Genomic DNA, 17,693 nt, shown 5'->3' on the forward strand with positions numbered 1-17,693 from the left:
CGGATGGTGCCGCATCCCCCCGCCGACTTGCACGAAGCGTGATCAACACGTCACCGACGGCAAAGGGATGGCACCCGTGCGGGCACTCCGAGCAGAATCGGCCGATGGACCCCGTCACCCTCTCCACGGACCGCCTCCTGCTGCGCACGGTCGGCCCCCGGGACACCGACGCGGTGCACGACGCCTGCCAGGACCCCGACATCCAGCGCTGGACCACGATCCCCTCCCCCTACATGCGGGAGCACGCGCAGGGCTTCACGGAGCAGACGGCCCCGGACGGCTGGGCGGACGGCTCCGTGTTCACCTTCGGCGTCTTCCTGCACTCCGGGGACCTGGCGGGCATGCTCGGCCTCACGATGCGCGGCCCCGGCACCGCCGAGATCGGCTTCTGGGCCACCCGGCGGCACCGCTCCCGCGGCCACATCACGGAGGCCACCCTCGCGGTGTGCCGCTGGGGCTTCACGGACCTCGCGCTCGACCGCGTCGAATGGCGCGCCGAGGTGGGCAACCGGGCCTCCCGCGCGGTGGCCGAGCGCGCCGGCTTCCGGATCGAGGGCACGCTGCGGGCCGCGACGAACAACAAGGGAGTGCGCCGCGACACCTGGGTGGGCTCCCTGCTCCCCTCGGACCTGGGCCTGCCGTCCGCCGCCCCCTACCTGCCCGCGCCACGGACACAGCCGTGAGCCCGCCGGGGAGGGGTTCTCCCCGGGGCGCAGCGCGCTGTCAGTCCCACCCCCTATCGTGCGGAGCATGACCACCCCGCGCCCCATCGCAGACCTCTCGGCGGACGAGGCCCGCAGAATCGCGCTGCGCGCCCAGGGCTTCCTGGGCGCCCCCGACCGCCGCGCCGGCGTCCGCGGCGTCCTGCGCCACCTCGGCGCGGTACAGCTCGACACGATCTCGGTCCTGGCCCGCTCGCACGAGCTGGTCCCCTACGCCCGTCTCGGCGCGGTCGGCCGCAGAACCGTGGAGGACGCCTTCTGGCGGGACACGCACGCCTTCGAGTACTGGTCGCACGCCGCCTGCATCCTGCCCATCGAGGAGTGGCCGCACTTCGCCTTCCGCCGCCGCGCCTACCGCAGCCGCCCGCACTGGAACCACGACCTGCCGGACGGCGCCTACGAGCAGGTGATCAAGCAGCTCCGCTCGGAAGGGCCCCTCACCGCGACGGAGTTGGGCGGCGCGAAGAAGACGAACGACTGGTGGGACTGGTCGGGTTCGAAGGTCGCCGTGGAGCGCGCCCTGATGCACGGCGAGGTCGTCTGCGTGGAACGCCGGGGCTGGAAGCGCGTCTACGACCTCGCCGAGCGTGCGATCCCGGAGCAGCTGCTGCACGACGACCTGGACGACGCCGAGTGCCTGCGCCGCCTGGTGGGACTGGCGGGCCGGTCCCTGGGGGTCGGCACGCGGGCGGACATCGCCGACTACCACCGCCTCAAGGGCGAGCAGGTCGACGCGGTGATCGCGGACTCCGGGCTCGTCCCGGTCACGGTCGAGGGCTGGTCCAAGCCGGCCTGGGCCGATCCCGCCGCCCTGGCGACTCCCCCGCGCGGCCGTCACCGCACGACCCTGCTGTCGCCGTTCGACTCCCTGATCTGGGAACGGGCGCGCACGGAGCGGATCTTCGGCTTCACCCACCGCCTGGAGGCCTACGTCCCCCGGCAGAAGCGGATCTACGGCTACTTCGCGATGCCGGTCCTGGCGGGCGGCCGGCTGGTCGGCCGTGTCGACCCGGCTCGGGCGGGCAGCACGCTGGTGGCCAAGCAGGTCACGCTCGACGGCCCCAAGGCGATTCCCGCCGTCGCCCAGGCCCTGGCCGAGGCGGCGACCTGGGTGGACTGCACGGACGTCCGCGTGGAGCGGGTCGACGCCCCGGAGCTGCGCGCGGCCCTGGTGACGGAACTGGCCCGGCTGACCGCGTGACCGGGTGGGGCCGGCCGATCGCGCATCGGCCGCCTGCCGGTGTGGGGCCGACTGATCACGCGTCGGCCGCACACTCACGCGAGACCTGCTGACCGTGCGTCGGCCGCACACTCACGCGAGACCTGCTGATCGTGCGTCGGCCGGGTGACCGTGTGACCCGGGTGGCGGGTGACCGATCCGGTGATCGCGCGAGGACCTCCTGCCCCGGGACCGTCCGGGGTCAGCGGATCTCGAGGATCTTCTCCCGCATCGCGTACACCACCGCCTCCATCCTGGAGTGCAGCTGCAACTTCTCCAGAATGTTGCGCACGTGGTTCTTCACGGTGTTCTCGGAGATGAACAACTCCTTGGCGATGTCCCGGTTGTTCATACCCGTGGCGACGAGTTTGAGGACTTCCAGTTCACGGTCCGTCAGACGGGGCGCAGGCACCAGCCGGCGCTCGTCCGTGCGCTGGATCATCGACTTGAACTCGGTGAGCAGTTTCGACGCCATGGAGGGACTGATCTGCGACTGCCCGTCAGCCACGGCACGAATGGCGGTGGCCACCTCGTCCGTGGAGATCTCCTTGAGGAGATAACCGGTCGCGCCCGCCTTGATGGCGTCGTAGAGGTCGGCTTCCTCGTCGCTGATCGTCAGCATGATGATCTTCGCGCTGGGGGCCACCTCCTTGATGGAGGTGCAGGCCTCGATTCCCCCGCGCTTGGGCATCCGCACGTCCATCAGAACGATGTCCGGCAGCAGGTCGGCGGCCTTCTCGACGGCCTCGGCACCGTCACCCGCCTCCCCGACGACCTGGATGTCCTCCTCGGCCGCGAGCACGATCTCCAGGCCCCGGCGGAACAGCGCGTGGTCGTCCACCACGAGGACTCTGATCGGTTCCTTGCGTGGAGTCGCCGTGTCCGGGCCCATGCCGGCGAGGCCGCCGCCGGCATCACCGTCACGCATCGGTCCGAAGCTGTCCGCCATCGTTCCTCCCCCTGAGGCTGCGGCCTGTGGTCCTGAGCCATCGCCAACCCAGAGCAACGACCCACCGGTTGGGCCGTGGCCCTCATGATTCCATGCCCGGGCGACACCGGGGTGACGGAGCGGGGCGCGAAGTGGTCGCACAGGGGTGCCCCTGGGGGCGCACACGCGCTCCAGGGGCACCTGCTCCGCTGTCACCCGGCACGGTCAGCCGCCGAGCGCACCGCCCGCCTCGGGAGAGTGCGACTGGGTGACCATCGTGTCCGTCCTGAGGTGGATCACGCCGTAGTCGTAGGCGTGCCGTCGGTAGACGACACTCGGTTCCTTGGTCTCGGAGTCGACGAACAGGTAGAAGTCGTGCCCGACCAGCTCCATCTCGTAGAGAGCCTGGTCGAGGGTCATGGGTGCTGCGACGTGGGTCTTCTCGCGGACGACGATGGGGCCGTCACCCTGCACTTCCAGCGAGCCGATCTTCTTCGTCGGGACGGCCGTCTCGGATTCCTCCTGGTCGGCGGAGGTCGCCAGGCCGTTGCCGTTGAGCGTCGCCACACCAGGGACGTGGTCGGCCACCTCGGCGGCCGGGATCCGGCGCGCGCCACGACGCGAGAACCGCTTGTCGTGCTGCCTGCGCAGCCGGGCTTCGAGCTTCTCCGCCGCCAGGTCGAGCGCCGCGTACGGATCGCTCGCCGCTGCCTCCGCCCGGATCACCGGACCGCGCGAGCGCAGGGTGATCTCCACCCGGTCGCAGCGGTCGGCCTGCCTGGGGTTCGGCTCCTTGGACACCTCGACGTCGAGGCTGATCACCTTGCCATCGAGCTTCTGGATCTTCTCCAGCTTCAGCTTCTCGGCCACGTGCTTCCGGAACCGCTCGGGCACCTCGGTCTTGCGGCCCTTGACGACGATGTCCACGCAGAACTCCGTTCCCGGATCGCTCCGCTTCTCTGCGGAGCTTCTCCCTTTTGCACCAGGTTCCGGTGAGTCCCGGAACCTCGGACTCGGTGACTTCCACCTCCTCCCCCATGAGCGAGATCTCCACTCCACCGGTGCGGGTGATGAACAAAAACCCGCAGCACGGCATTCGGATTCGAAGAGGTGTGGCCTGCGGCTTTCCCTCTCAACCGAACATATCTCGCCCGGACGGATGTCGTCACCCTCTACTGCGGCGTACCTCCGTTCAAGTGAATAGGTCTCCTCATTACCTGCAACGACACAAGATCTCAGTCAGTTCCGGTTTATTTCGAAAGAGTCCGGTGGCGCCGCGACCACTGCCGCGCACACCACGTCGACGCCCCGGCAGACGCCGTTCACGCTCGCGTTTTCCTGCCGGCCGGACCGCCGCCCCGTCCTCTCCCCTCGTGATCCGACGTTCTGTTCTTCTCTGCCTTCCCAGGTCTCTCCCCCGTACACGGACCAGGTGCCCGTAGCGTTCGGAATCGGCCCTGCCGCCGACCCGGACGAGACCGCGCGCACGGCACGAGCGGCCTCCGCGAGGGACGCCCCCGTGGTCATCAGGTCATCGACGAGCACGACCGGCCCCCCGGCGAGCAGCCCGGCTGCTCCGCGCACCACCGCCAGCGCGCCCGCGAGGTTCTCCATCCGCTGCCGGGAGTTGAGCCCCGACTGGTCCGCGACGGTCCGCCGCTGCCGCAGCACCGCGAGCACGCGGGCCGCCACCCGGCACCGGCGCAGCTCGCCCGCCGCGGCGAGGGCGATCCGCCGGGCCGGGTCATGCCCCCGGGCCCGCACCGCCCGCCGCCCGGACGGCACCGGCACGAGCAGCACCGGGGCCCGGCTGTCCACGCGTCTGTCCACCCCGGACAGGTGCGCCGCAGGCCCCGCGCTGTCCCGGGCACTGCGCAGGCCCGCCCGTACGGCCCCGGCCAGGGCCGCCCCGAGCGGTCCGGCCAGCGCCAGCGCACCCCGTTCCTTGTGGGCCAGCAGCGCGGCCCGCACCTCGTCCGCGTACCGTGCCGCCGCGTGCACCTCCGGCAGCCCGGGCGGCTCCGGGTCCGGCCGTACGCGGCATGCCCCCGTCCCCCCGAGTGCCGCCCGGCACACCCCGCACAGCACTCCCCGGGGCGCCCCGCAACCCCCACACTCCCCCGGCAGCACCAGATCCCCGAGCTCCCGCAACCAGTCCCGCGTCGTCATCGCCGTCACCCCCGCACGGCGACCACTCTGCCGACCGGGCGGCGGCGCTGCCACCCCTGTGGAAAACGGCCTGTGGACAACGGACGGCCGACCGACAGGCCTGTCACTCACACGGGTGGGACCCTGCGCAGGGGCGCGGCACGGGCACTCCGTGCGGGGCACGTCACCTCCCACAGCGCAGACCCACCGGGCCGGCCCCGCCGAGCCAGGCCGGCCGAGCCCAGGCCCACCGCACCAGGCCCACCGCACCAGGCCCACCGCACCAGCCCCACCGCACCAGGTAGGTCCACCGATCCGGCCCCACCGGCCCGGGGGCGGCAGCCTCAAGCAGGCATACGCTGAGAAGGCACCGGCCGTCCACCCGCTGCGACCGATCCGGCGGAGACGGCCGTCGGACGCCGGGCCGGGCAGAGACTGACCGCCTCAGCCGGGGTAGACCGGCGCCGTCCCCTCCGTCACCTTCTGCCACTGCGCACCCGACGGCAGCCGCACGATGCCGTCCACCGAGTTCGCCACCAGCGGCAGCTGCTCGTCCTCGGAGGCGGTGACCTCCTTGACGCCGGACAGGGCGGCGGGCGCCGGCAGGTCCGGCGTGGAGCCGTCGACCTGGACGTACCGCATCTGCTCCACGCCCCCGTGCTCGCGGCCGACCACCACGAGCCGGCTGTCCCCGGCCCACGACATGGTGGTCACCTTCTCCAACTCGGGCGTCGGGGAACGAAGTTCCACAATCCGGACGTCCGGCTGCCCGTCGGGCTTCTCGTCCCGTTCGATCAGCCCGACGAGCAGCGTCTTCTTGCCGCCCTTGTCCACGACCAGTGCGACGCGCACCCCGTCGGCGGCCACCCGGACGGACTGGATCCGCCCGTCCAGCTCCGGGGTGCGCACCTCGACCGGCTCGCCCTTGCCATCCTCGAGCAGGAGCAGGCGAGGGTTGTCCGGGTCGCGGTCGGCGATCCACAGGCCGTCGTCGGCGTCCCAGCTGGGCGTCGTCAGCCGGTCCGCCTCACTCGGGCCCGCGCTGCGCAGCACGGGCTCACCCAGCGACCCGCCCGAGACCAGCGACCCCACGTACAGGGACTTGCCGTCGAGACCGACGCCGGCCGCTTTGTGCTCATCGCGTGAGACCGCGACCGACCGCAGGGCCGTGTCACCGTCGCCGAGCGCCCCGGGCGCCGGGTCCGTCTCGGTGCCGTTGCCCACCGAGGTCCGAACGAGCCGGTGCTTGCCGTCGAGGAAGTACAGGAAGTTCGGGGGGCGTGCCGTGGTGCGGAAGGCGGCCGCGTCGGCTCCCTCCCGCACGAGGGTGCACAGCTCCGCCCCGCCGGCCCGCAACTCGACCGAGTCCACGGTGGGGCTGAAGTTCCGCAGCGTGAAGAGCAGCTGGGCCGCCATCTCCTCGCACCGGTTGGTGCCGACGCCGGCGGCCTTGCCGTTGAGGGGGACCGTCAGCCGGTTCCGGTCGTCGGGCGTCAGCGCGCCGGCGTTCTTCGCCAGTGCCGTGCCGGTCGGGAAACTGGACCGGACCACCGGCCCGAGCCACCGGTTCGGGCCGCTGAGCAGGGAGTTCACCATCTGCTTGACCGGCTCCACGCGCCGGCGCACGTAGACGGGGTCCGCGACCGCAGTGGGCTGGCTGTCCGCGGCCGCTTCGGCGGTGTTCGAGGCGAAGTAGTACTTGTTGGCGGACATGTAGTTGCGCTGGAAGTCCGACTGACCCATGACGACCCCCTGCGGCAGCGCGTCGATCCGCCACTGCCGCTTGTCGTCCTGCGTCAGGTGCACCGTCCTGCCGTACGCCCCGGTCGCCGGCGCGTACGACTGCTGCGCGTCCACCGTGGCCACCTTGGTACCGGTGAGCATGTACGACATCTCGCCGGTGTCCTCCCGGCTGTCCGGGCCCACGGCCTTGGCGCCGGGCCCGTCGGTCAGCACGGTGGTGGACAGCTCGGGCCGCCACGTCTTCGCGGCGTCGCCCGTGAGGTACTGGCGTGCCGTCCTGTAGTCAGGGTCGTCGCTGGTCAGCGCCTCGAGGAAGCCCTGCACGATGTCCTGGGGCTTGGCGTCCTCGCCCGGTGGCACGGCGAACACCCGTACCTGGGTCTCCTGGCGCGGCGTCGACTCCACGTCCCGCAGGTCGCCGCTGTCCGGCATCGAGGCGCATCCCGCCAGCACCAGGACGCCCCCGGTGGCGAACGCCGTCACGCGCGCGTGCCTGCGCCGGCCGCGCCCCTCCCGCTCAGCGCCCACGAGACGCCTCCCCCTGCCTGTGCGCCTCCGCCGGCCGGGTCTCCCCGCCGGAGGCTGCGGCTGCCTCGTCCCTGTCCGCGCTCCGCGGTCCGTCGGCACGCGCGTCCCGCTCATCCCGCGCGTCCCGCGCGTCCTGGCCCTGGGCCTGTGCCTGACCCTGTGCTTGGCTCTGAGTCTGGGCCTGGGTCGGGCCCTGGGTCTGTCGCCCATCGCCCGAGGCCGGCCTGGGCACCACGCGCGAGCCGTTGCCCGGCAGGGCCGTCGGATCCGCCGTGGGCGCAACGGTGGCCGCACGGGGCGGTATCGGATCCCGCGCGGCCCCCGTCACGGACCCGCCCGCCGGCTGTGCCGGCACGGTGGCCCGCTTCTCTCCGTCCCCTCCGCCGCACGGCAGCCCGGCGTCGTCCAGTCCCCGGTTGCGCCGCGAGTCCTTCGGCTCCAGCGGTATCGGCGATCCCCGCAGCGGCTCGTCCGCCGTCCTGGGCAGCGTCAGCCGGAACTGCGAACCGCCGCCCGGCTCGCCCCACGCCTGCAACCAGCCACCGTGCAGCCGCGCGTCCTCCAGGGCGATCGACAGCCCGAGGCCCGTACCGCCCGTGGTACGCGCGCGTGCCGGGTCGGCCCGCCAGAAGCGGCTGAACACCCGGGTCGCCTCACCCGGCTTCAGCCCGACCCCGTAGTCGCGTACCGCGACGGCGACCGCACCGCCGGCCGCTGCGAGCCTGACGACGACGTCCTTGCCCTCACCGTGCTCGACGGCGTTGACGACGAGGTTGCGCAGGACGCGCTCCACGCGCCGCGCGTCCGCCTCGGCGACGACGGGCTGCTGGTCGCCCCGGACGCGTATCCGGGTGCCCTTGCGCTCGGCGAGCGGCTCGGCCCCGCTGACGACCCGCCGGACCACGTCCCTGAGGTCTATCGGCTCCGCCTCCAGCGCCGCCGCGCCCGCGTCGAAGCGGCTGATCTCCAACAGGTCGGCGAGCAGCGACTCGAACCGGTCCAGCTGGTCCGCGAGCAGCTCCGCCGACCGCGCGGTCACCGGATCGAAGTCCTCGCGCGCCTCGTGGATGACGTCCGCGGCCATCCGTACGGTCGTCAGCGGCGTGCGCAGCTCGTGCGACACGTCCGACACGAACCGCCGCTGCATCCGCGACAGGTCCTCCAGCTGGCTGATCTTGAGCTGGAGGTTCTGCGCCATCTTGTTGAAGGCCTCGCCGAGCCGCGCGATGTCGTCCTCGCCGGTGACCTTCATCCGCTCCTGCAGCCGGCCCGCCGACAGCCGCTCGGCGACCCCGGCGGCCATCCGCACCGGCGTGACGACCTGCCGCACGACGAGCCAGGCGATGGCCCCGAGCAGCACGACCACGAACAGCCCGGCCGTCGCGAGCGTGCCCTTGACCAGGCTCAGCGACTTCTCCTCCTGCGTGAGCGGGAAGAGGTAGTACAGCTGGTACGGGTCGCCGTTGGGGTCGTTGACCTGTTTGCCGATGGCCAGGCCGGGCTGGGAGTCCTTGGTGTCGTTGTTGTAGGTGATGCGGGTGTAGCTCTGGGCGGCGGCGGTACCGCGCCCGACGCGCTCGCGCAGGGCGGGCGGCACGCTCTCGCTCCAGTTGACCTCGCCCGAGGCGCGCTGGCCGCGGCCGTCCGCACCGGCCGCGTCCGAGGCGGGGAGCGTCACCACGTCGAAGGCGCCCTGGCCACCGCTGGACAGCGACGAGACGAGGTCGCTCATCCACTGGGTGACGTTCTGCGCGGACCTGCCGTCCCCCGCCGGGACGTCGTCCCCGGTGCTGCTCGCGGCCTCGTCCGAGCGCTGCTTGGCCACCGCGAAGCCGCCGGTGGCCTGGCTCTGGGACGCCTTCACCTTGGCGTCCAGGAGCCCGTTGCGCACCTGGCCGATGACGACGAAACCGAGCAGCAGGACCACGCCCAGCGACATCAGCAGCGTCGTGACGACGACCTTGAGCTGGATGTTGCGACGCCACAGCCGCATGACGGGCAGCAGCGGCCTGCGCACCCACCGCATGAACAGGCGGACGACCGGGCTGCCCTGGACCCCGCCCCGGAGCGGCCCGCCGTCCAGGAAACGTGCCCAGCGCGAACGGGTCTTCCCCTGCCCGACAGGCCGCCCCGGGCGGGCCCCGGACCGGCCGGGCGCCGAAGCGGCACTGTCACCGGGCATGTCAGCTCGGTCCTGCCTTGTAACCGACACCACGGACCGTCACCACGATCTCCGGCTTCTCCGGGTCCTTCTCGACCTTGGAGCGCAGCCGCTGCACATGTACGTTGACCAGCCGCGTGTCCGCCGCGTGCCGGTAGCCCCACACCTGCTCCAGCAGCACCTCGCGCGTGAACACCTGCCACGGCTTGCGCGCCAGCGCGACCAGCAGGTCGAACTCCAGCGGCGTCAGCGCGATCGACTGCCCGTCCCGCTTCACGGAGTGCCCGGCCACGTCGATGACCAGGTCACCGATGGCGAGCTGCTCCGGAGCCGGCTCCTCCGACCTCCTGAGCCGCGCCCGGATGCGGGCCACCAGCTCCTTGGGCTTGAACGGCTTCACGATGTAGTCGTCCGCGCCCGACTCCAGGCCCACGACGACGTCGACCGTGTCGCTCTTGGCCGTGAGCATCACGATCGGCACGCCCGACTCCGCCCTGATCAGACGGCACACCTCGATGCCGTCCCGGCCGGGCAGCATCAGGTCGAGCAGCACCAGATCGGGCTTGGACTCGCGGAAGGCGGCCAGCGCCTTGTCGCCGTCGGCCACGAAAGACGGCTCGAAACCCTCACCACGCAGCACGATGCCGAGCATCTCGGCAAGTGCGCTGTCGTCGTCGACGACAAGGACTCGTCCCTTCATAAACGACATCATCCCATTCTCATAACGGTGGCGAAGGCAGTGGTGAGGTAGGTCACCGGCCAGTGACCATAGTCGCAGCAAGCGCCACTGTCTGCCCTCGCCCGCCCGCCCATGATCGTCACGGCGGGCGACGACGCCGCCGGAGTCCGCAGAGCCGCGCTCTGCATACGGCCCAGACCCTGGGGAAGCTACGCCCCCCCCACAAATGCCGCACGCCCGGGAGCGACGCCCCCGCATACAAACGCCGCGAGCCCGGCGGAAACGCCCCCACACATGACCGCAAGCCCGGGGGGAGACAGCCCGCACGAACTCGACAGCCCGCGGGAACGGCCCCGAACGTGCCGAGGGGGCGAGACGCCGTCCGGTCGCCCCGCCCCCTCGCTCAGCCGCCGCTCAGCCGCCGCTCAGCGCGTCGCCGCCCTGGGCGAGCGCGCGCACACCTCGGCCAGCGCCTGCGCCGTCACCGGCGACACGACGCCCTCCTCGGTCACGATCGCCGTCACCAGCTCCGGCGGCGTCACGTCGAACGCGGGGTTGTACGCCTGCGTGCCCAGCGGCGCGATCGGGATACCGCCGCCCGCCTCCACGCCGGCCACCGGCACCTGCGGCGCCACCACCTCGGTCACCTCGTGCCCGGCCCGCTGCTCGACCTCGATGGACGCCCCGTCCGCCGTGTCCAGGTCCACCGTCGTCACCGGCGCCACCACGATGAACGGCACGTGGTGGTACCGGGCCAGCACCGCCAGCGGGTAGCTGCCCACCTTGTTCGCCACCGACCCGTCCGCCGTGATGCGGTCCGCACCGATCAGCACCGCGTCCACCTCACCGGCGGCGAACAGCGACCCGGCCGCGTTGTCGGTGAGCAGCGTGTACGCCATCCCGCTGCGAGCCGCCTCGTACGCCGTCAGGCGCGCGCCCTGCAGCAGCGGGCGGGTCTCGTCGACCCACAGCCGCCGCAGTCGCCCCCGGCGGTGCGCGGCGAGCGCCACCGCGAACGCCGTCCCCTCACCACCCGACACCAGCGAACCGGTGTTGCAGTGGGTGAGCACCCGGTGCCCGCCGCCGGGCAGCAGTTCGTCGAGGAGCGCCACACCGTGCTCGGCCATCCGCTCACTGGCCTGGGCGTCCTCCCGGTGCAACTGCCGCGCCGCCGCCAGGGCGGCCGCTGCCGCCTGCCGGAGGTCACCGCCCTCGGCGAGCGCCGCCTCGTGTGCCGCCCGGGCCCGCCGCACCCCAACGGCCAGGTTCACCGCGGTCGGCCGGGCGCTCGCCAGGGCGTCCGCGGCCTCGTCCACGTCGAAGCCCCGCACGGCGGCGAGCGCGACGCCGTACGCGCCCGCGATGCCGAGCAGCGGTGCCCCGCGTACGGACAGCGAGCGGATCGCCTCCACCAGCGCGGACGCATCCGTGCAGACCAGTTCGACCTCTTCGGCCGGCAACCTGGTCTGGTCGAGCAGGACCAGAACCGGCCCTTCCGGTGGCTCTTCCCAGCGGATCGCCGGGATCTCGGTCGGCCGCTTGTCATCGCCGCTGTGCGCGTACTGATCAGCCATGCCGTCAGTCTGCCCCCTTTCGCGCGGACAATTGGAGGTACGCAGCCCCTACCGCGGCCGGTCACTCCAAGACCACCCCATGGCACGATGGCTGCCAACCTGCCGCCGCGACCGCGGACGGGCACCGTGAAGGAGCGACGATGAACGACACTCCGGGCTGGGCCTCGCCCGGATCCTCCCCGTCCGACGGGCAGAAGCCGGACGCGTCCGGCCCTGCCGAGCCCGCCGACCGCCCCGCCCCCGCACAGCCCGCGGACCAGGCGGGACAGCCGGGTCAGCCGGGTGAGCCGGGTCAGAACCCGCAGGGGCCCGGCCCGCAGTGGTCGAAGGAACAGCCCCCACCGGCGCAGTGGTCGGCCCCCGGCGGCTCCTCCGGCCCGGGCCAGGGCCCGCCGCCCCCGCCGCCCGGCCCGGGCTGGGGAACCCCGCCCCCCGGCGGCCACGCCGGCTACGGCCCCGCAGGCCCCGGCCAGGGAGGCTACGGACACCCCGGTGGCTGGGGAGGAGGCTGGGGCGGCCCGCCGCCCGCCGCCAAGCCCGGCGTCATCCCGCTCCGCCCGCTCGGCGTGGGCGAGATCCTCGACGGCGCCGTCTCCACCATGCGCACCTACTGGCGCACCGTCCTGGGCATCTCGCTGACCGTCGCCGTCCTCACCGAGATCATCGTCGTCCTCTTCCAGGGGCTGGTCCTCGACGACTCCAGCACCGAGGCCCTCAACGACCCGAGCGCCACCGTCGACGAGCTGAGCCGCGCCATGGGCGATGCCATGCTCAACTCGACGGTCCTCTTCGTGATCTCCCTGGTCGGCACCGTCGTCGCCACCGCCCTGCTCACCACCGTCACCAGCCGCGCCGTGCTGGGCAGGTCCGTGAGCATCGGCGAGGCCTGGCGCGACGCGCGCCCCCAGGTCCCCAGGCTGTTCGGCCTGATCTGCCTGCTGCTGCTCATCACCGCCGGCATCGTCTTCGTCGGCACCCTGCCGGGCATCCTGGTCTCCGTCGCGGGCAGCACCAACGCGGGCATCGCCCTGGCCGTCCTCGGCATCATCGGCGCCGGTATCGTCGCCCTGTGGCTCATGATCCGCTTCTCCCTGGCCTCGCCCGCCCTGATGCTGGAGAAGCAGGGGATCAAGAAGGCCATGGCCCGCTCCGTGAAGCTGGTCCAGGGCACCTGGTGGCGCATCTTCGGCATCCAGGTGCTCGCCACGATCATCGCGAACGTCGTCGCCTCGATCATCGTCATCCCCTTCACCTTCCTCGCCGGTGCGCTCAGCGGGGACGGCGTCACCGGCTGGCTCGACTCCGGCGGGAGCGGCCTCGGCTGGACGTTCCTCATCGTCAGCGGCGTCGGCTCGGTGATCGGCTCCATGATCACGTTTCCGATCACGGCGGGGGTCACCGTGCTCCTCTACATCGACCAGCGCATCCGCCGCGAGGCCCTCGACCTCGAACTGGCCCGCGCCGCCGGCGTTCAGGGCTACGGCTCCGCCCCCGGCGCCACCCCGGGGAGCTGATGCGGTGAGCCCGGCGGGGGAACTTCTCACCACGGCGCTGCCCCGCGCCGCCGTACGGACGCTGCAGCGGGCCGGCGACATCTCCGCGTTGTCACCGGCCCGCTCCGCCGACGACCCACCCATCACCGTCCCGCGCGACCCCGCGCGGGAAGCGGCCCGGCGCGAGTTGTCCAAGCGGATGTACCACGAGAACGACCCCAGCCTCCTCCAGCGCGCCCTGGACGCCTTCTGGGACTGGGTCGACGACCTCTTCAGCACCGCCTCGTCCGCCACCCCCGGCGGCGCCTTCGGCCTGGTCGTCATCGTCCTCGCCGTCGCCGCGGTCCTGACCGCCCTGTGGTGGCGGCTCGGCACCCCCCGCCGCCGACCCGCCTCCGCCGCCGCCCTGTTCGACGACCGCACCCGCAGCGCCGGCGACCACCGCGCCGCCGCCGAGGCGCACGCCGCCCAGGGCCACTGGAGCCAGGCCGTCCAGGAACGCACCCGCGCCCTCGTCCGCGCCCTCGAGGAACGGGCCCTGCTCGACGTCCGCCCCGGCCGCACCGCCGATGAGGCAGCCGCCGAAGCCGGCCGGGCCCTGCCCGCCCACACCGCCCGACTGCGTTCGGCCGCACGCGACTTCGACGACGTCACATACGGCGGCCGCACGGCGACCGCAGAGGCGTACCACCGCATCGCCGGACTCGACCGCGACCTGGAGCGCACCAAGCCCCAGCTCACGACGAGCAGCGCGACCGGCGCGAGGACGGCACCCGGGGCCGGCCGCGGAGCCGCCGAATGACCACCGAGGCCACGCTCCCCTCCACCTCGGCCTCGCCCACCGCACGCCAGGTCTGGACCCGCACGCGCGGCATCGCGCTCGCCCTCGTCCTGCTCGTCGCCGGGGCCGTCGTCATCGCCCTGCTGCGCTCCGACGCCCGGCACGGCGAACTCGACCCGCGCTCCGCCGACCCCAACGGCAGCCGCGCCGTCGCCGAACTCCTCGCCGACCGGGGCGTGGACACCCGCGTCGTCACCACCCTCGACCAGGCAGCCGCCGCGACCGGCGAGGACACCACCCTCCTGGTCGCCGTCCCCGACCTGCTGACGCGCAGTCAGCAGACCCGGCTGCACGACGCGTTCGCGGACTCCGGCGGCCGCACCGTCCTCGTCGCCCCCGGCAGCGCCTCCGTCGAACGGCTCGCCCCCGGCGTCACCGCCGACCCCGCCACCAGCCTCGACTCGGCGCTCGCCCCCGACTGCGCCCTGCCCGCCGCCCGCCGCGCCGGCACCGCCGAAACGGGCGGCGTCCGCTACACCACCACCCACCTCGGCGCCGACGCCTGCTACCCCAGCGAGCGCCTGGCCACCCTGCTGCGCCTCCCGGCCGACCAGGGGGACGGCGACACCGTCGTCCTCGGGGCGCCCGACATCCTCCTCAACGACCGCCTCGACGAGCACGGCAACGCCTCGCTCGCCCTCCAACTCCTCGGCTCCCGCCCCCATCTGGTCTGGTACCTCCCCTCGCTCTCCGACACGTCACCCACCGGTGACGACGACGAACGCGGCTTCTTCGACCTGCTCCCCTCGGGCTGGCTCTGGGGCACCCTGCAGCTCTTCATCGCCGCGGCCCTGGCCGCCCTGTGGCGGGCACGCCGGCTCGGCCCCCTCGTGCCCGAGAAACTCCCCGTCGCCATCCGCGCCTCCGAGACCGCCGAAGGCCGCGCACGCCTCTACCGCAAAGCCGACGCCCGCGACCGCGCCGCCGACGCTCTCCGCTCCACCACCCGCACCCGCCTCGCCCCCCTCGTCGGCGTCCCCGTCACCCAGGCGCAGACGCCCGAGGCCCTGCTGCCCGCCCTGTCCTCCCACCTCCACGGCGACGGACAGGAACTGCACGCCCTCCTCTTCGGACCACCGCCCAGCGACGACGCAGCACTCATCGCACTCGCCGACCGACTCGACGCCCTCGAAAGAGAGGTACGCCGTCCATGATGGACCCGACCACTGACAACGCCGGGCAGAGCGGGGACCCGGGCGACGCCCGAGCCTCCCTGGAAGCCCTGCGCGCCGAGATCGCCAAGGCCGTGGTCGGCCAGGACCCCGCCGTGACCGGGCTCGTCGTCGCCCTGCTCTGCCGCGGCCACGTCCTCCTCGAAGGCGTCCCCGGCGTCGCCAAGACCCTCTTGGTACGCGCCCTCGCCTCCGCCCTCGAACTCGACACCAAGCGCGTCCAGTTCACCCCCGACCTCATGCCCGGTGACGTCACCGGCTCCCTGGTCTACGACGCCCGCACCGCCGAGTTCTCCTTCCAGCCCGGCCCGGTCTTCACCAACCTCCTGCTCGCCGACGAGATCAACCGCACGCCCCCCAAGACCCAGTCGTCCCTCCTCGAAGCCATGGAGGAACGCCAGGTCACCGTCGACGGAACCCCCCGCCCCCTCCCCGATCCGTTCCTGGTCGCGGCGACCCAGAACCCGGTCGAGTACGAGGGCACCTACCCCCTCCCGGAAGCCCAGCTGGACCGCTTCCTGCTGAAGCTCACCATCCCGCTGCCCTCCCGCCAGGACGAGATCGACGTCCTCACCCGCCACGCCGAGGGCTTCAACCCCCGCGACCTCAAGGCCGCCGGCGTACGCCCCGTGGCGGGCCCGAAGGACCTGGAGGCAGCCCGAGCCGCCGTGGCGGAGACGACGATCTCCCCGGAGATCACCGCCTACGTCGTCGACATCTGCCGCGCCACCCGCGAGTCGCCCTCCCTCACCCTCGGCGTCTCCCCGCGAGGCGCCACGGCCCTCCTGTCCACCGCCCGCGCCTGGGCCTGGCTGACCGGCCGCGACTACGTCATCCCCGACGACGTGAAGGCCCTCGCCCTCCCGACCCTCCGCCACCGCGTGCAACTGCGTCCGGAGGCCGAGATGGAAGGCGTCACGGCCGACTCCGTCATCAACGCGATCCTCGCCCACGTCCCCGTTCCCCGCTGATGGCACTCACCGGACGCGCCGCCCTCCTGGCAGCCCTGGGCTCCCTGCCCGTGGGGATCTGGGAGCCCGGCTGGACGGGCATCCTCGCGGTCAACGTGCCCCTGGCCGTCGCGTGCGCCTGTGACTACGCCCTGGCCGCCCCCGTACGCCGACTGAGCCTCACGCGCTCCGGCGACACCTCCGTGCGCCTGGGCGACACGGCGGACGTGACCCTCACGATCACCAACCCGTCCCGCCGCACGCTGCGGGCCCGTCTGCGCGACGCCTGGCCCCCGAGCAGCTGGCAGCAGGGCACGGAGACCACCGCCTCCCGACATCGGCTCACGATCCCCCCGGGCGAACGCCGCCGGGTGACCACCCGTCTGCGTCCCACCCGCCGCGGCGACCGCCAGGCCGACCGCGTCACCATCCGCTCCTACGGCCCCCTAGGCCTCTTCGCCCGCCAGGGCACCCACAAGGCCCCATGGACGGTACGCGTCCTGCCCCCGTTCACGAGCCGCAAGCACCTGCCCTCCAAACTGGCCCGGCTGCGCGAACTCGACGGCCGCACCAGCGTCCTCACCCGGGGCGAAGGCACGGAGTTCGACAGCCTGCGCGAGTACGTCCCCGGCGACGACACCCGCTCCATCGACTGGCGCGCCACGGCCCGCCAGACCGCGGTCGCCGTCCGCACCTGGCGCCCCGAACGGGACCGCCACATCCTCCTGGTCCTCGACACCGGCCGTACCTCGGCCGGCCGCGTCGGCGACGCCCCGCGCCTGGACGCCTCCATGGACGCGGCCCTGCTCCTCGCGGCGCTCGCCTCCCGAGCCGGGGACCGCGTCGACCTCCTCGCCTACGACCGCAAGATCCGCGCCCTCGTCCAGGGCCGCACGGCAGGCGACCTCCTCCCGGCACTGGTCAGCACGATGGCCACGCTCGAGCCCGAACTGGTCGAAACGAACGCCCGAGCCCTCGCGGCCACCGCTCTGCGCACATCCCCCCGCCGGTCCCTGATCGTCCTATTCACCACCCTGGACGCCACACCGATCGAGGAGGGCCTGCTCCCGGTCCTCGCCCAACTGACCCAACGCCACACAGTTCTGTTGGCCTCGGTGGCGGACCCACACGTCTCGACCATGTCCAAGGCCCGCGGAGACATCGACGCCGTCTACGAGGCCGCGGCAGCAGCCCAGGCCCAATCCGAACGCCACCGCACCGCAGAGCAACTCCGCCGCCACGGCGTCACAGTCGTCGACGCCACTCCCGAAGACCTGGCCCCCGCGCTGGCAGACGCCTACTTGTCCCTGAAGGCAGTCGGCCGCCTCTGAAGGAACCGCACAGCACGTCTGGCATAGGAGAATCGGTCGATACGCGACTGCCGGACCGTGCCGGCTTCCCGGAGGCGCACGCCCAGCGGTGTGGACTGACTCGTTTGCTGTATTCGTAATGCTCTTGAACGCAGAAAACCCCCGCATCTTTCGATGCGGGGGTTCTCCCAATGATTGTTCGGCGGCGTCCTACTCTCCCACAGG

The 17,693-nt window shown here is 72.7% G+C and carries 14 protein-coding genes; 7 read left to right on the forward strand and 7 right to left on the reverse strand.

Translation table 11 applies throughout. From position 1 onward, the window contains the following. Positions 1 to 104: 104 nt before the first annotated feature. A complete protein-coding gene (locus tag Q5694_RS33915) occupies positions 105 to 683 on the forward strand; it encodes a GNAT family N-acetyltransferase (protein ID WP_333937369.1) in 579 nt (192 codons plus the stop codon). 67 nt (positions 684 to 750) lie between these two features. Then, entirely contained in the window at positions 751 to 1,923 is a 1,173-nt protein-coding gene (locus Q5694_RS33920) for a winged helix-turn-helix domain-containing protein (RefSeq protein WP_333937370.1), read from the forward strand. A gap of 220 nt (positions 1,924 to 2,143) precedes the next feature. On the opposite strand, the gene Q5694_RS33925 is transcribed toward Q5694_RS33920, so the two are convergent. The 7 genes from Q5694_RS33925 to mtnA form a co-directional block, all read right to left on the reverse strand. Continuing rightward, positions 2,144 to 2,890: a response regulator transcription factor gene (locus Q5694_RS33925; protein ID WP_333937371.1), complete on the reverse strand. Its 747-nt coding sequence runs from the start codon at positions 2,888 to 2,890 to the stop codon at positions 2,144 to 2,146. 204 nt (positions 2,891 to 3,094) lie between these two features. Continuing rightward, positions 3,095 to 3,796 carry a ribosome hibernation-promoting factor, HPF/YfiA family gene (gene hpf, locus Q5694_RS33930; RefSeq protein WP_333937372.1) on the reverse strand — a complete coding sequence of 234 codons (702 nt, stop codon included), beginning with the start codon at positions 3,794 to 3,796 and terminating at the stop codon, positions 3,095 to 3,097. A 312-nt stretch (positions 3,797 to 4,108) separates the two neighbouring features. After that, entirely contained in the window at positions 4,109 to 5,038 is a 930-nt protein-coding gene (locus tag Q5694_RS33935; RefSeq protein WP_333937373.1) for a ComF family protein, read from the reverse strand. Between the two features lie 423 nt (positions 5,039 to 5,461). Further along, complete coding sequence (locus tag Q5694_RS33940) at positions 5,462 to 7,288, reverse strand: LpqB family beta-propeller domain-containing protein (protein WP_333937374.1); 1,827 nt, start codon at positions 7,286 to 7,288, stop codon at positions 5,462 to 5,464. Continuing rightward, a complete protein-coding gene (gene mtrB, locus Q5694_RS33945; RefSeq protein ID WP_443040990.1) occupies positions 7,278 to 9,470 on the reverse strand; it encodes an MtrAB system histidine kinase MtrB in 2,193 nt (730 codons plus the stop codon). Before mtrB ends, Q5694_RS33940 begins: the two co-directional genes overlap by 11 nt. Position 9,471: 1 nt before the next feature. Then, entirely contained in the window at positions 9,472 to 10,161 is a 690-nt protein-coding gene (mtrA, locus tag Q5694_RS33950) for a two-component system response regulator MtrA (RefSeq protein WP_189561841.1), read from the reverse strand. Between the two features lie 392 nt (positions 10,162 to 10,553). Next, on the reverse strand, positions 10,554 to 11,702 hold the full coding sequence (gene mtnA, locus Q5694_RS33955; RefSeq protein ID WP_333937375.1) for an S-methyl-5-thioribose-1-phosphate isomerase: 1,149 nt from the start codon (positions 11,700 to 11,702) through the stop codon (positions 10,554 to 10,556). A 140-nt stretch (positions 11,703 to 11,842) separates the two neighbouring features. Here mtnA and Q5694_RS33960 point away from each other — a divergent pair, with 140 nt between their 5' ends. From Q5694_RS33960 to Q5694_RS33980, 5 genes are read left to right on the forward strand one after another with little or no spacing between them, the layout of a single operon-like run. Next, a complete protein-coding gene (locus tag Q5694_RS33960) occupies positions 11,843 to 13,216 on the forward strand; it encodes a glycerophosphoryl diester phosphodiesterase membrane domain-containing protein (protein ID WP_333937376.1) in 1,374 nt (457 codons plus the stop codon). Between the two features lie 4 nt (positions 13,217 to 13,220). Next, positions 13,221 to 13,997, forward strand: coding sequence for a DUF4129 domain-containing protein (locus tag Q5694_RS33965; RefSeq protein WP_333937377.1), 777 nt, complete (start codon positions 13,221 to 13,223; stop codon positions 13,995 to 13,997). Next, a complete protein-coding gene (locus Q5694_RS33970; RefSeq protein ID WP_333937378.1) occupies positions 13,994 to 15,190 on the forward strand; it encodes a DUF4350 domain-containing protein in 1,197 nt (398 codons plus the stop codon). Before Q5694_RS33965 ends, Q5694_RS33970 begins: the two co-directional genes overlap by 4 nt. Further along, positions 15,190 to 16,179: an AAA family ATPase gene (locus Q5694_RS33975; RefSeq protein WP_333937380.1), complete on the forward strand. Its 990-nt coding sequence runs from the start codon at positions 15,190 to 15,192 to the stop codon at positions 16,177 to 16,179. Before Q5694_RS33970 ends, Q5694_RS33975 begins: the two co-directional genes overlap by 1 nt. After that, on the forward strand, positions 16,179 to 17,489 hold the full coding sequence (locus Q5694_RS33980) for a DUF58 domain-containing protein (RefSeq protein WP_333937379.1): 1,311 nt from the start codon (positions 16,179 to 16,181) through the stop codon (positions 17,487 to 17,489). Before Q5694_RS33975 ends, Q5694_RS33980 begins: the two co-directional genes overlap by 1 nt. Positions 17,490 to 17,693 lie beyond the last annotated feature (204 nt).

The sequence above is a fragment of the Streptomyces sp. AHA2 genome, from assembly GCF_036857595.1.
In the GTDB taxonomy this organism is placed as follows: Bacteria; Actinomycetota; Actinomycetes; order Streptomycetales; family Streptomycetaceae; genus Streptomyces.

Coding starts and splice junctions, on each gene's coding strand:
- Q5694_RS33925 (WP_333937371.1), bottom strand. CDS start 2,890: ATGGCGGACAGCTTCGGACCGATGCGTGACGGTGATGCCGGCGGCGGC.
- mtnA (WP_333937375.1), bottom strand. CDS start 11,702: ATGGCTGATCAGTACGCGCACAGCGGCGATGACAAGCGGCCGACCGAG.
- Q5694_RS33915 (WP_333937369.1), top strand. CDS start 105: ATGGACCCCGTCACCCTCTCCACGGACCGCCTCCTGCTGCGCACGGTC.
- Q5694_RS33975 (WP_333937380.1), top strand. CDS start 15,190: ATGGACCCGACCACTGACAACGCCGGGCAGAGCGGGGACCCGGGCGAC.
- Q5694_RS33960 (WP_333937376.1), top strand. CDS start 11,843: ATGAACGACACTCCGGGCTGGGCCTCGCCCGGATCCTCCCCGTCCGAC.
- mtrB (WP_443040990.1), bottom strand. CDS start 9,470: ATGCCCGGTGACAGTGCCGCTTCGGCGCCCGGCCGGTCCGGGGCCCGC.
- Q5694_RS33970 (WP_333937378.1), top strand. CDS start 13,994: ATGACCACCGAGGCCACGCTCCCCTCCACCTCGGCCTCGCCCACCGCA.
- Q5694_RS33980 (WP_333937379.1), top strand. CDS start 16,179: ATGGCACTCACCGGACGCGCCGCCCTCCTGGCAGCCCTGGGCTCCCTG.
- Q5694_RS33935 (WP_333937373.1), bottom strand. CDS start 5,038: ATGACGACGCGGGACTGGTTGCGGGAGCTCGGGGATCTGGTGCTGCCG.
- Q5694_RS33920 (WP_333937370.1), top strand. CDS start 751: ATGACCACCCCGCGCCCCATCGCAGACCTCTCGGCGGACGAGGCCCGC.
- mtrA (WP_189561841.1), bottom strand. CDS start 10,161: ATGATGTCGTTTATGAAGGGACGAGTCCTTGTCGTCGACGACGACAGC.